General features: G+C 57.6%; 12 protein-coding genes. 9 read left to right on the top strand and 3 right to left on the bottom strand.

What is annotated here, in order from left to right:
* Positions 1–7: 7 nt before the first annotated feature.
* From GFB49_RS13180 to pdeM, 9 genes are all read left to right on the top strand, one after another.
* Positions 8–1,450: a TadA family conjugal transfer-associated ATPase gene (locus tag GFB49_RS13180; protein ID WP_153216355.1), complete on the top strand. Its 1,443-nt coding sequence runs from the start codon at positions 8–10 to the stop codon at positions 1,448–1,450.
* The gene (locus GFB49_RS13175) at positions 1,450–2,418 is read left to right on the top strand and encodes a type II secretion system F family protein (protein WP_153216354.1); all 969 of its coding nucleotides are present in this window, start codon (positions 1,450–1,452) and stop codon (positions 2,416–2,418) included. The genes GFB49_RS13180 and GFB49_RS13175 overlap by 1 nt, the downstream gene beginning before the upstream one ends.
* 12 nt (positions 2,419–2,430) lie before the next feature.
* Positions 2,431–3,411, top strand: coding sequence for a type II secretion system F family protein (locus GFB49_RS13170; RefSeq protein WP_153216353.1), 981 nt, complete (start codon positions 2,431–2,433; stop codon positions 3,409–3,411).
* A 72-nt stretch (positions 3,412–3,483) separates the two neighbouring features.
* Positions 3,484–4,116, top strand: a complete 633-nt coding sequence (locus tag GFB49_RS13165) for a tetratricopeptide repeat protein (RefSeq protein WP_246149722.1) — start codon at positions 3,484–3,486, stop codon at positions 4,114–4,116.
* Positions 4,117–4,141: 25 nt separating this feature from the next.
* Complete coding sequence (locus tag GFB49_RS13160) at positions 4,142–4,990, top strand: tetratricopeptide repeat protein (protein WP_153216352.1); 849 nt, start codon at positions 4,142–4,144, stop codon at positions 4,988–4,990.
* Positions 4,991–5,078: 88 nt separating this feature from the next.
* Positions 5,079–5,516: a hypothetical protein gene (locus GFB49_RS13155; protein ID WP_425505222.1), complete on the top strand. Its 438-nt coding sequence runs from the start codon at positions 5,079–5,081 to the stop codon at positions 5,514–5,516.
* Between the two features lie 133 nt (positions 5,517–5,649).
* Entirely contained in the window at positions 5,650–6,969 is a 1,320-nt protein-coding gene (locus GFB49_RS13150) for a P-loop NTPase family protein (RefSeq protein ID WP_153216351.1), read from the top strand.
* 248 nt (positions 6,970–7,217) lie between these two features.
* Positions 7,218–9,638 (top strand): ligase-associated DNA damage response DEXH box helicase, encoded by a 2,421-nt coding sequence (locus GFB49_RS13145; RefSeq protein WP_153216350.1) that lies wholly within the window; start codon positions 7,218–7,220, stop codon positions 9,636–9,638.
* A gap of 31 nt (positions 9,639–9,669) precedes the next feature.
* Positions 9,670–10,320, top strand: a complete 651-nt coding sequence (gene pdeM / locus GFB49_RS13140) for a ligase-associated DNA damage response endonuclease PdeM (protein WP_153216349.1) — start codon at positions 9,670–9,672, stop codon at positions 10,318–10,320.
* A gap of 86 nt (positions 10,321–10,406) precedes the next feature.
* Here the strand turns inward: pdeM and folD are convergent, their stop codons facing one another.
* From folD to GFB49_RS13125, 3 genes are all read right to left on the bottom strand, one after another.
* Positions 10,407–11,309, bottom strand: coding sequence for a bifunctional methylenetetrahydrofolate dehydrogenase/methenyltetrahydrofolate cyclohydrolase FolD (folD, locus tag GFB49_RS13135; protein WP_153216348.1), 903 nt, complete (start codon positions 11,307–11,309; stop codon positions 10,407–10,409).
* A 49-nt stretch (positions 11,310–11,358) separates the two neighbouring features.
* On the bottom strand, positions 11,359–11,664 hold the full coding sequence (locus GFB49_RS13130) for a chorismate mutase (protein ID WP_153216347.1): 306 nt from the start codon (positions 11,662–11,664) through the stop codon (positions 11,359–11,361).
* Between the two features lie 66 nt (positions 11,665–11,730).
* Positions 11,731–13,407, bottom strand: a complete 1,677-nt coding sequence (locus GFB49_RS13125) for a formate--tetrahydrofolate ligase (RefSeq protein ID WP_153216346.1) — start codon at positions 13,405–13,407, stop codon at positions 11,731–11,733.
* Positions 13,408–13,413: the final 6 nt, after the last annotated feature.

Here is a 13,413-nt window from a genome sequence, read left to right as displayed (position 1 = left end):
GTGATACATGTTTTCGCGATATAAAAAACAGACACCTGCGCAACCGGTTGCGGCCAAGCCCAAAACGGCACCGGCCGCAGCGTCTTCGGCTGCAAAGCAGGCCTCGTTACGAAAACCCGTCACGCCCAAAACCGCAGCAGCCGCAGGCCCTGCTGACAAAGAGCGTAAACGCAAGGAGCGGCTGGGTCAGATCAAGGTTGAGCTGCACCGGGAGCTGCTGGAAAACCTGAACCTCAGCGCGTTGGAACACGCCAGCGAACAAGAGCTGCGCACCGAAATCTCGGCCATTGCAACCGAGATTCTGTCGGAAAAAGGCGTGGTGCTGAACCGCGAAGACCGGCAAACCCTGAACAAGGAACTCTATGACGAGGTTACCGGCCTTGGTCCGCTGGAAACGCTCCTTCAGGATGAAACGGTCAGCGATATTCTTGTAAACGGGCCACAGCAGATCTTTATCGAACGCGGCGGCAAGCTGGAATTGTCGAACATCACGTTCAAAGATGAAAAGCACCTGATGCGGATCATCGACAAGATCGTATCAGCCGTGGGACGTCGCGTGGACGAAAGCAACCCCTATGTGGACGCCCGTCTGCAGGACGGGTCACGCTTTAACGCCATGGTGCCCCCGATTGCAGTCGACGGCTCGCTGGTATCGATCCGGAAATTTAAAAAGGACAAGCTGGGCATCGATGACCTGGTGAATTTCGGCGCCTTTACCGAGGAGATGGCCGCCTATCTTCAAGCTGCCGTCGCGACCCGCCTCAACATAATCGTCTCCGGTGGTACCGGCTCTGGTAAAACAACCACGCTTAACGCGCTGTCCTCCTTCATCGACAACTCAGAACGGATCCTCACAATCGAGGATACCGCCGAACTTCAGCTCCAGCAGACCCATGTGGGCCGGATGGAAAGCCGGCCGCCAAACGTCGAAGGCAAAGGTGAGGTTTCTCCTCGGGACTGTCTGAAAAACGCCCTGCGGATGCGCCCGGATCGCATCATCGTGGGTGAAACGCGCGGCGAGGAGGTCATCGACATGTTGCAGGCCATGAACACGGGCCACGATGGATCCATGACCACAATCCACGCAAACTCGGCACGCGATGGGGTTTCCCGACTAGAAAACATGATTGCCATGGCCGGGATCGAAATGCCGATCAAAGCGGTCCGTAGCCAGATTTCCTCGGCTGTGAATGTCATCGTGCAGGCCTCGCGTCTGCAGGATGGTTCGCGCCGGATGACATCGATCACCGAAATCACTGGGATGGAGGGCGATGTGATCTCGATGCAGGAAATCTTCCGTTATCAACGTGTCGGCCTAACCCCGGATAATAAAATTATCGGCCATTTCACCGCCTCAGGCGTGCGCTCGAACTATTCCGAGCGGTTCCGTCTGTGGGGTTATGACCTGCCCGCCTCCATTTATGAACCCACCACGATGGAGAGCTTCTGATGCAACTGCCCATCGAACCCATTATCTATGGTCTGATCTTCCTGGCTGTTCTTGCCCTGGTTGAAGGCGTCTATCTCGTCAGTTTTGGCAAATCCATCAGCCTCAACAGCAAGGTGAACCGTCGCCTTGATATGTTGGAAAAGGGTGGCAATCGCGAACAGGTCCTGGAACAGCTCCGCAAGGAGATGAGCCAGCACATGAACTCAAAGTCCATCCCGCTTTATTCTCTGCTGGCGGAGCGGGCTCAAAAAGCGGCCATTGCCTTTAGCCCGAAACAGCTGATGCTGATCATGGTTGGTGTAAGTGTTCTGGCCTTTCTGGGCCTGTCGGTGGGCACCCAAACCGGGATCGAGATCCGCGCCATGGGATCCGTGATTATCGGCGTTGGTGCAGTGTTCTTTTGGGTCAACAGCAAGGCCAAGAAACGCATCGCCAAGATCGAAGAACAGCTGCCAGATGCGGTCGAACTCATGGTGCGCTCATTGCGCGTGGGGCATCCGTTTACCTCGGCCGTCCAAATCGTCGCCAGGGAGGTCGAAGACCCGCTGGCCACCGAGTTTGGTATAATCGCCGATGAAAGCGCTTATGGCCGTGATGTCGGCGAAGCGCTCAAAGACATGGCGGAACGCCTCGGCATTCAGGACATGCGGTTTTTGGCCGTGGCCGTGACCATCCAACAGCAGTCAGGTGGCAATCTGGCCGAAGTTCTGGCTGGTTTGGCCAAGGTGATCCGGGCCCGGTTCCGCTTGTTCCGCCGAGTGAAGGCGATTACGGCCGAAGCGCAATGGTCGGGTCGTTTTCTCTCAGCCTTTCCGCTGCTCGCCCTGATCGGGATCCTGGTGAATGACCCGCATTACTATGACGGCGTGTTGGACCACCCGTGGTTTATTCCGGCCTGTTTCATCGTGGGTGGTATGTTGACCGCCAACCTTTTTGTCATGCGTATGCTGACCAATATCGAAGTCTAAGGAGCGGCTATTATGGAGCTGTTGAACGCGCTGCAAAACGCCCTGATCGCCCGATTTGGTGAGCTTGGCCCTCTGATCGCAATTGGTGGGCTCGGTCTGATTTGTGTCCTCGTTGCAGCTTATATGCTGCTGAACGAGCAGGAAGATCCCCTGAAAAAACTGCAGCGAGATCTGGCCAGCCAAACACCCAAGAAACAGCGCGAAAGCCTACGCCAGACGAATCGCAATGAACAGCTACAGAAATTTGCGTCCTTCTTGGAGCCACAAAACGCCGAAGAATTGTCGGCGATGGAGCTCAAACTGCGCCAGGCGGGGTATCACTCGCGCGATGCTGTGCGCATTTTCTTCTTTGCGCAGATGGTTTTGGGTCTCATTGGTTTGGTTCTGGGGCTGGTGTTTGTCTATGTGCTAAACGCAGATGTCGAATATGACAGCCAGCAGATGGCAATCCGTATTCTTGGACCTGGTGGCGCTGCATATTTCTTGCCCAAATATTGGGTGACGCGCCGAGTGGAAGAGCGCAAGAAAGAGATCACCAAGGGCTTTCCCGACGCGCTGGATATGATGCTGGTCTGTGTTGAGGCTGGTCAATCGCTTGAACAATCCATCATCCGCGTTTCGACCGAGCTTGCAGCCTCCTACCCTGCATTGTCCGAAGAGTTTCAGATCGTTTCTCAAGAGATGAAAGCGGGCAAAGACAAAGAGCGCGTTCTGCGCGACATGGGCACGCGGTGCGGTGTTCAGGATATCGCGTCATTTACAACCGTAATGATCCAGTCTCAAAGCTTTGGTACCTCCATTGCCGAAGCCCTGCGTGTCTATGCCGGAGAGATGCGGGACAAACGCGTGATGCGCGCTGAAGAAGCCGCGAACAAACTGCCCGTGAAAATGACACTGGCGACCATGATGCTGACGGTTCCACCGCTCTTGATCATCCTGATCGGCCCCTCGGTCACAAGCATTCAGAACCTGGGCGCCCCTCCAGGCGGCTAAAGAGCTTGTCATCGACATATGAGGCCCGCATTCTGTCTCAGAGCGGGCCTTTCTCATGGCGCATGCGCATTGATGCTTCACCCTTTGGTCGCGGATGCGGTAGAAGACGGGCACCGAAGTCATGACATCTTGGACGCTATGCCCCGCAGCGCTTTTTGGACCCTCACTTTCCTGTGCCTTGGCCTTTTGGGCTGCAGCCGTTCTGACTTTGACGAGCTGCCCGACAACCCTTTTGCCCCGGGTGTGGACATTCGCAAAGAGAACACACAGCCCCTGGAAGCCGGCCACCGGCTGATGGCAGCAGGGGAATACCAGCTGGCCTATGAAAGCTTTACACTGGCCGCCGTCGATGAAGGGCTGACGCCTGAAATTCTCTCAAGCCTGGGGAGCGCCAATTTGGGACTTGGCCGTTTAGGACAAGCTGAAGAATTGCTACGCGCGGCGGTCAAGAAACAGCCGGACTGGCCCGAAAGTCTGAACAATCTGGGCGTTGTTCTAATGGAACGGCAAAAATTCGCCGAAGCAGAGCAATTCCTGCGCCGTGCCGTGGCTTTGGACAATGGCGAAAGTGACGCAATTCGTGAAAATCTGCGTGTGGCCCTCGCAAAACTTGACGCGACAGATCATAGTGAGCCGCAAGAGACACAACCATATAACTTGGTGCAGCGCGGCGGGGGCAGTTACCTTCTGCGGAGAACACCATAAGTCTGAGCAGTAAAGGACGCGCCCCATGCGCCAGCATCTCGTGCTTTTGGCATGGCTGATTGCCGCTTTTGGCCTGTCGGCCTGTGCCCCAGGTGAGAAAATCGATGTTAACGAAACGCTCGAAGAGCTAAACGTCATCGACGAGACCAACCTCAATGACGTTTATCTGACCGTTGCGGACCCCAACGAGGCCGTAAGCTATTTTGCCCGCGCCGCCCAACAGACCCCGGACCGTATCGATCTGCAACGTGGCCTGGCGCAATCCTTGATCCGCGCCAAGCGCAATTCAGAAGGTGCAAGCGCCTGGACCCGCGTGGTCTCTATGGAAGGCGCCACGCCGCAGGACAGATTGGGGCTGGCGGATGCGCAGATCCGCACCAACGACTGGGAAAACGCCAAGACAACATTGGACTCTGTGCCTCCAACGGTTGAGACCTTTCAGCGCTACCGGCTGGAAGCGCTGGTAGCGGATGCCAACAAGGATTGGAAACGCGCCGATAGCTTTTATGAAACCGCCGTCGGCCTCACCACCCGCCCGGCGCGGGTTCTCAACAATTGGGGTTATTCAAAACTGACACGTGGCGAATTTGTTGAGGCGGAAAAACTGTTTCAAGACGCGCTGCGCCAGGATCGGGATCTGTTCACCGCCAAAAACAACCTGGTTCTGGCCCGTGGCGCCCAGCGCAGTTATACATTGCCAAATGTGCCCATGACCCAGACCGAACGCGCACTGTTGCTGCACACGCTGGGTCTGACGGCGGTGAAACAAGGCGACGTTCAAACCGGGAAAACCCTGTTGCGCGAAGCCGTTGCCACCCATCCACAGCATTTCGAGGAAGCCGCGCGCGCGCTCCAGACACTCGAAGGGGCCTGATGTGAGCTTTCTCGACTTGGCGATCAGCCTGCAGATCCCGTCCCATACGGCGCTGTGGTTCTTACCCTTTGTCGTGCCCGTGTGCCTGATGGTGGTCCACTCGGACCTGCGTGGTATGCGCATCCACAATTGGTGTGTGGATCTGCTGGCGGCGATCTTTGTTGTGGTTGGGTTGGTCGCAATGCCCACCTGGTCCGCCTATGGTTGGCAGTTGTTGCATCTGCCCATCGGTATCGCACTTGGCTTTCTGTTCTACGCAGGGGGCGCTGTCGGTGCAGGTGATGCCAAATTTGTGGGCGCGGCTGCGCCTTTTGTGGCCCTGGGCGACTTACGTTTGGTGGCAATCCTGTTCACCATGACCCTGTTGGCAGGATTTGCCACCCATCGGCTGGCCAAATACACGGCCCTGCGTCAACTGGCCCCCGAATGGAAGAGCTGGTCGGTGGGATCAAAATTTCCCATGGGGCTCTGCTTGGGCGGCACGCTTGTGATCTATCTGATGCTTGGGGTGCTCTACGGGCGCTAACCCGGACGCATTCAGCCGATCTGGCCCGAATTTGCGCGAATGACGCCGTTGTGTTGCCACAGTCCTGAATAATCTGTTGCAGGCGGCTTTGGGCCATGGTCCGGCTGCCTGAGACAACAGATCGGTGCGCTCTATGAATATGCAAGCTTCCCCCCAAGCCGCCACAGTTTTGGCCCCGCCTGCTCCAAAGGGTTTGGTCGAAATGCGCCTGCCGATTGTGATGATGCGGGATATTCTGCTGAAGACGATGTTCCGCAAAAACGTGGATATGGTCAGCGAAGTCGCCGAGGCTATCTGCTTGCCCGCGTCGGTGACGCAAGAGCTGATCGATATGGCGCGCGAGCAGAAACTTCTGGAAGCCACCGGGACGCTGAATGCCAACAATGGCAATGAAATGGGTTATCAGCTGACCGATGCTGGCAAGGCGCGCGCGCTTGATGCGCTTAGCCAGTCCGAGTATTTTGGCGCGATGCCGGTGCCTTTGGATGTTTACCGCGAACAGGTCGAACGCCAGTCCATCCGCAATATCTTGGTGACCCGGCAACAGCTGACATCGGCCATGGGCCATCTGATCCTGCCAGAGACCCTGCTGGACCAGCTGGGCCCCGCCGTCAGCGCCGGGCGATCGATCCTGATGTATGGCCCACCCGGCAATGGTAAATCCTCGATCTCCAACGGGATCCGGGACGCGCTTGGCGATCATGTCTATGTGCCGCGGGCCATCGAATATGCGGGCCAGGTGATTACGGTCTATGACCCGATTGTGCACAATGCACTGGAAGAAGAAGCCGACGCGCCCAATCAGCTGCGCCGCGCCAAACGGTTTGACAGCCGCTATGTGCGCTGTGAGCGCCCCACCGTGGTCACCGGGGGTGAGTTATCGCTGTCGATGCTGGATCTGGTCTACAATCCCACGGCGCGTACCTATCAGGCCCCATTGCAGCTAAAATCCACCGGTGGGATTTTTATTGTGGACGACCTTGGCCGTCAGGCGGAACCGCCTCAGGCGCTGGTGAACCGCTGGATTGTACCCTTGGAAGAAAGCCGCGATATCCTGGCCCTGCAATCGGGTGAAAAGTTCGAAGTGCCCTTTGACACACTGGTGATTTTTTCCACCAACTTCCACCCTAATGAGATCTTCGATCAGGCAGCGCTGCGCCGGATCTTCTTTAAGATCAAGATTGACGGGCCCAATCAGGAAAACTTCCTCAAGATCTTTGCACTGATCGCGCGCAAAAAAGGCATGCCCCTAGACGAAGCCGCGTTGGTACACCTTCTGCGTCATAAATACCCGACGATCGACAATGTTTACGCGAACTATCAGCCCGTCTTCCTAATCGACCAGATGATAGCAATCTGCGAATTTGAAGGGATCCCTTACCAAATGACCCCAGATCTGATTGACCGGGCCTGGGCGAACATGTTCGTCAAAGACGAGAAGATCGTGAAATAATGCCACTGTCCTGAAGGACCAATTCCAAAGTGCTCCCGCCCGTCGCCAGATCCTGTAAACAGGATCCGCTCCCGTTGGGCCGGGCACCGAACGCTGCGCGTTCGGTGCCGCAGCCTGCCTGAAAGGCAGGCTGCCATGCCCAAGGCCGCAAAGGGGGCTTTGCCATTGGCAAAGGCACCTGCGGGCGCGGGAGGGCCTGCGCCAAATTTGCGATTTGCCTGCGCCGCAAATGGGACTAAACAGAGAACATGACAGCTTTGCCTGAATGTATCTCTCACTGGTTTTCCACGCGCGGTTGGTCCATCCACCCCCATCAACAGGCAATGCTGGAACAGGCGGATCGCCCTGCAACCTTGCTGATCGCAGCCACGGGCGGTGGCAAGACCATGGCAGGTTTTCTGCCAACACTTGCTGATCTGGCAGATGGGGACCACGAGGGTCTGCACACGCTGTATGTGTCCCCTCTCAAAGCCCTCGCCGCTGACATCAAACGCAACCTGAGGACCCCTATCGACGAAATAAGCCTGCCTATCCGCGTCGAAGACCGCACCGGTGACACCTCATCCGCGCGCAAGAAACGCCAGCGGGCGGATCCTCCCCACATCTTGCTTACAACGCCTGAAAGCCTGGCACTGCTGGTGTCCTATGCAGATGCGGCGCGGACATTCAAAGGCCTCAAGCGGGTCGTGATTGACGAAATCCACGCGCTGGCCGACAGCAAGCGCGGCGACCAGCTGATGCTTGCGCTCGCCAGGCTGCAGAGCTTTTGTCCCAACTTGCGACGCGTTGGTCTGTCGGCAACTGTCGACGATCCCGGCGCAATTGCCAATATGCTGGCCTGCCACCCGGATCCCTGCAACATCCTGCAAGCCGATCCAGGGCCGACACCCGACATCGCGATGCTAACCGTTGACCAGCCTCCGCCCTGGTCCGGAGGCGGCGCGGCCTATGCGATCCCGGCGGTGCTGGAACAGATCAAACAGCACAAGACCACCTTGATCTTTCACAACACCCGCGCCCAGGCAGAGATTTTTTTCCACAACCTTTGGCTTGCCAATGACGAAAACCTGTCTATTGCCATCCACCATGGCTCGCTGGACCACCAGCAGCGTGAACGGGTGGAACAGGCCATGGTACGGGGCAAGCTGCGGGCGATTGTTTGTACCGGTTCGTTGGACCTTGGCATCGACTGGGGAGATGTGGATCTGGTGATCCAGATCGGTGCCCCCAAAAACGTCAAACGTCTGGTCCAACGCATCGGTCGCGCAAATCACCGCTATAACGCTCCGTCCAAGGCGCTCTTGGTACCTGCCAATCGGTTCGAAGTGGTGGAATGCCAAGCCGCCCTCGAAGCAACCCATGCGGGCGACCTTGACGGCGACACCCGCCCGCGTGGCCCGTTGGACGTCCTGTGCCAACATATCCTGATCACCGCCTGCGCGGGCCCTTTCGCAGCCGATGATCTGTTTCAAGAGATCCAAACCGTCGGTGATTATGCCGCTCTCCCGCGTGCCGCGTTTGACGCCTGTCTCGAATACTGCGCAACCGGTGGCTATGCGCTCAAAGCATACGACCAATGGCAGCGACTGATCCAACGTCCGGACGGTCAATGGCAATTGCGAGACCCTCGCTCCGCCGCTCGGATCCGGATGAACCTTGGCACCATTCAGGATGCAGACCTCCTCAAAGTGCGCCTGAAACACAGCCGCGGCGGCAAACCCTTGGGCGAGGTCGAGGAAGCCTTTGCCGCCTCCCTCTCTCCCGGCGATACCTTTTTGATCGGCGGACGGATCGTGCGCTATGAAGGCTTGCGCGACATGACGGTGGAAGTCAGCCGCAATGCCAATCGCAAACCCAAGGTCGCCGTGTTCTCGGGCACCAAATTCGCCACGTCCACGCAGCTCAGCCACCGAATTTTGGCAATGTTCAAGCAAGAGGACTGGCCCGATCTGCCTGCGCATACCGCCGATTGGCTGCATCTTCAGCGTCGGGTTTCTGACCTGCCGCGAGCCGGGCATTTATTGTTTGAAAGCTTCCCACATGACGGGCGCGCCTATTCCTGTCTCTACGGGTTCGCAGGCCGCAACGCCCAACAGACGCTGGGCCTGCTGCTGACCAAACGGATGGAAGATCTGGGGCTTGATCCATTGGGATTTGTGGCCACGGATTACGCCACGCTGATCTGGGGCCTGACGCCCATCTCAGACCCCGCTCAACTGTTGGATCCAAATGGCCTGCGTGACGGCCTTGACGGTTGGCTCGCGGGCAATCAGGTCATGAAGCGCAGCTTTCGCGCCGTGGCCACCATTGCAGGCCTGATTGAGCGCAACCAACCCGGCGGGCGCAAAAATGGACGTCAAGCCACGTTTTCTTCGGACATTCTCTATGATACGTTGCGCAAATACGACCCGGACCACCTGCTTTTGAAGGTCACGCGAGACGAGGCAATGGCGGGCCTCGTGGATTTTGGCCGGATCGAAGATCTTCTGACTCGCATCCAAGGGCGCATCACCCACAAGCAGCTTGACCAAGTCACCCCACTGGCGGCACCGCTCTTGTTGGAGATTGGCAAAGTCCCGGTCAAAGGTGCCGCCCAAGAGAAGCTGCTGCAACAAGAGACAGAAGCCTTGATGCGCACATCCGGTCTTGCTGCGCTGGCATCAGATTGACAGACGAAACAAGGCATCCCAAAAGGCTGACATGACCACCTTCCCCTTTCCCTTTTCCGGCACCACGCTCACCGCGCTTGGCACAGGCGCGCTGTGGTGGGAAGATCAAAGCCTCCTCTGTATCTCGGATCTGCATTTGGGAAAATCAGAACGCCACGCGCGCCGCGGAGGCGGCCCCCTGCCCCCTTATGAGACGAAGGACACGCTGGCGCGCCTGTCAGACCTTATCGATGATCTCTGCCCGAAATCGGTGATCTGCCTCGGCGACAGTTTTGATGATGGGGCCGCGGCCCAGAATATGACAGCAGAAGACTGCGCAACCCTCCACCACCTTGTGAACCACAGGCCGTGGATCTGGATTACCGGCAATCACGACCCCCAGCCCTTGGCCTTTGGTGGCACCTACCATCATCGATACAGCCAGGGACCGCTGACCTTCTGCCATATTGCAACATCCAAAGGGTCCGGTGAAATCTCCGGCCATTACCATCCCAAAGCGCGGATCAAAAACACCACACGACCGGCCTTTCTGGTCGATGAGCACCGCATCATCTTGCCTGCCTTTGGCACCTATACAGGCGGGTTGAACTGCACCAACCCAATCCTTAGCACTTTGATGCAACCTCAGGCACTTGCAATCCTCACAGGGCCCCGCCCCCTGCCTGTTCCGATGCCTCGGTGACAATTCAAAAGGGCCGCGCCCTTCGGCACAGCCCTTTCATCTTTTCAAAAATACTTAAATCCGAACGCCGCCTGATCCGCTGCCGCTTAGGCGGTCAAACCCTCGGGCTCAGCCAGATTATTGGCCCGGCAGCAAGCAGTGACCGTGTTTGCCAAAAGGCAGGCAATCGTCATTGGACCCACGCCACCTGGAACCGGTGTGATGGCACCGGCACGCGCGGCTGCGCTGTCGAAATGAACGTCGCCAACCAGACGGGTCTTGCCCTCGCCCTTTTCAGGTGCATCAATGCGATTGATACCCACATCAATCACGGTCGCGCCTTCTTTGATCCAATCACCTGGCACCATCTCAGGCCGTCCAACAGCCGCCACCACAATATCTGCGCGGCGCACCACATCGGGCAGATCCTTGGTCCGGGAATGCGCGATTGTCACTGTGCAGCTGTCGCCCAGCAACAGCTGCGCCATCGGCTTACCAACAATGTTTGAACGGCCAATAACCACCGCATCCATGCCCGACAGGCTTCCATGATGGTCGCGCAGCATCATCAAACACCCCAGCGGCGTACAGGGCACCATGGATTTTTGCCCGGTTCCCAATAGACCGACGTTTGAGATGTGAAACCCATCCACATCTTTTTCCGGCGCAATCGAATTGATCACCAGATCTTCGTTCAAATGTCCCGGCAATGGCAGCTGAACCAGAATGCCATGCACAGCGGGATCCGAGTTCAATTGGTCAATCAACGCCAGCAAATCGGCTTCCGAGGTGTCAACATCCAGCTTATGCTCGAACGAGTTCATACCCACCTCAACGGTCTGCTTGCCCTTGGAGCGCACATAGACCTGGCTTGCCGGGTCTTCGCCCACCAAAACCACCGCCAGTCCCGGAGTGATCCCATGTTCTTCTTTCAGGCGGGCCACATGTTCGCTCACCTGACCGCGCACCTTGGCGGCAAAGGCTTTGCCATCAATCAGAGTTGCTGCCATTTCTTCGTCCTTTCCTGCAAAACGCGCCTGTCTGGTTATGGCACGCCTGTCACTCTTCCCGGATCACCTGCGCCTCGCGCTGGACCGACCATTCCACCAACAACCGCCAGACCGTTTTGGCGATCTCGGGATCCAAACCCCGTGTTTCCGCTTCGCGACCGGCGTTCTCGATCACCTCTTCGACCCGATCAGGGATCCGCGCCGGCCAGCCGTTGTCTTTCTTCAATTCAATGGCACGGTCAATGTACCCCGCGCGCGCCACCAGGAGCTCCACCAGCTCAACGTCCAGACGGTCGATCTGCTTGCGCAGCTCCGCCATGTCCAAACAATCCTGCGGCAATACGGGCGTTGTCATTCTCTCTCTCCTGTGGGCGGCGGGGGATCCAATTTCCCCGCGCTCGCAGATGACGCAAATTCAGGACTAGAACAAGCCTTCGATGTCGCCTTTGTCGTTCAAGTGAATGCTTTCCGCCGCGGGGTGGCGCGGCAAGCCCGGCATGGTCATGATCTCTCCGCAGATTGCCACCACAAACCCCGCACCTGCCGACAGGCGCACCTCGCGCAGCGGCACCGAATGGCCGGTGGGCGCACCACGCAGGTTTGGATCGGTTGAAAACGAATATTGCGTCTTGGCCATGCAGACCGGCAGATTGCCATATCCGGCCGCTTCCCACTCCTTCAGCTGATTGCGGATCTTTGCGTCCGCTAATACCTCATCTGCGCGATAAATACGTTTGGCAACCGTCACAATCTTCTCAAAGAGCGGCATTTCATCCGGATAGAGCGGCGCAAAATGCGCCGCGCCGCTGTCAGCCAGCTCCGCAACCTTTTGGGCCAGTGTTTCCGCCCCGGCACCCCCTTCGGCCCAATGGCGCGAGACAATCGCCTCCACCCCATGCCCCTCAGAATAGGATTGAACCGCAGCCACCTCTACGTCCGTATCAGCCACAAAATGGTTGATCGCCACCACCACTGGCACACCAAAGCTTTTGACGTTTTCGATATGGCGACCCAGGTTTGCACATCCTCGCTCAACCGCGGCCACATCTTCCTGGGTCAATGCCTCCTTGGCGACACCACCATTCATTTTCAGTGCCCGGATGGTGGCCACAATCACCACCGCTGCAGGTTCCAGCCCCGCCTTGCGGCATTTGATATCCATGAATTTTTCAGCGCCAAGATCAGCGCCAAAACCAGCTTCGGTTACCACATAATCCGCCAGCTTCAACGCTGTGGTGGTCGCCATCACCGAATTGCACCCATGCGCGATATTGGCAAACGGCCCTCCATGCACAAAGGCCGGATTTTGTTCCAGGGTCTGCACAAGATTGGGCTGCAACGCATCTTTCAACAGTACTGCCATTGCGCCTTGTGCCTTGATGTCCCGTGCGTAAACCGGGCTTTTGTCCCGGCGATAGGCGACAATGATCCGCCCCAGGCGGGTCTCCAGATCATCTAGGTCACGCGCGAGGCACAAGATCGCCATCACTTCGGACGCCACGGTAATGTCAAAACCTGTTTCGCGCGGAAACCCGTTGGACACACCGCCCAGGGACGTCGTGATCTGACGCAGGGCCCGATCATTCATATCCACGACCCGGCGCCAGACCACGCGACGCGTGTCGATGTCCTCTGCGTTGCCCCAATAGATGTGGTTGTCAATCATCGCCGACAACAGCGCATGGGCCGATGTAATCGCGTGGAAATCGCCGGTGAAATGCAGGTTCATATCCTCCATCGGCACAATCTGCGCGAAACCGCCCCCTGCGGCCCCACCTTTCATGCCAAAATTCGGCCCCAGTGAGGCTTCGCGAATACAGATCATCGCCTGCTTGCCAATCCGGTTGAGCCCATCGCCCAGCCCAACGGTGGTGGTGGTCTTCCCCTCCCCTGCAGGCGTCGGGCTCACCGCCGTCACAAGGATCAGCTTGCCGTTTTCTCGCCCATTGAGATCCTGGATAAACCCCTGCCGCACCTTGGCTTTGTCATGGCCATAAGGAATCATATCCTCCGCCCCGATGCCAAGGCGCTGGCCGATCTCCACAATCGGAGCCTTCTTGGCATCGCGGGCAATCTCAATGTCTGTCTGCTGCGGCATCTCTCT

Origin of the sequence: Tritonibacter litoralis (genome assembly GCF_009496005.1) — a bacterium.
In the GTDB taxonomy this organism is placed as follows: Bacteria; Pseudomonadota; Alphaproteobacteria; order Rhodobacterales; family Rhodobacteraceae; genus Epibacterium; species Epibacterium litoralis.
Note: the sequence above shows the minus strand (reverse complement) of the source record. Positions and strands in the feature narration are given on the sequence as shown.